This is a genomic window from Streptomyces sp. RP5T, assembly GCF_003933965.1.
In the GTDB taxonomy this organism is placed as follows: Bacteria; Actinomycetota; Actinomycetes; order Streptomycetales; family Streptomycetaceae; genus Streptomyces.
Window position 1 is genome coordinate 1 of sequence record NZ_RSAJ01001311.1, and the last position, 403, is coordinate 403.

1 protein-coding gene is annotated in these 403 nt (G+C 52.9%); it reads right to left on the reverse strand.

Annotated features, from left to right (window positions below):
- The coding region (locus EHS43_RS45970; protein WP_185806709.1) for a class II D-tagatose-bisphosphate aldolase, non-catalytic subunit at positions 1-403 on the reverse strand (403 nt) is incomplete at both ends.

Sequence of the window (403 nt, forward strand, 5' to 3'; positions counted from 1 at the left end):
TCTTCAACCTGGGTGATGTGTACTGACTGAATGGCGCTGGCCTCACCGCCCGGGACCGGAACTTCAGTGCCAATGACATAGTTCAGTTGCTCACGCTGGCAATCAGTCGCCACACTTTCCGCCGCCAGACAAAGCACAGCGGCACGTTCAGCAACCGTTTCTGGCGCTAACGGTATGGAATCGTCAGCGCAGGACATTGACGCATCAAGATGAATTTTACTGAAGCCGGCACGAACATATGCCTTTACCAGCTCGACGGATTTTTCCATCGCCGCATCCGCATTTTCTTGCTGCCAGCAGTTTGGTCCCAGATGGTCGCCGCCGAGAATAATACGCTCACGAGCAAATCCGACTTTATCGGCAATAGCAAAAACAAATTCGCGAAAGTCTGCCGGTGTCATTC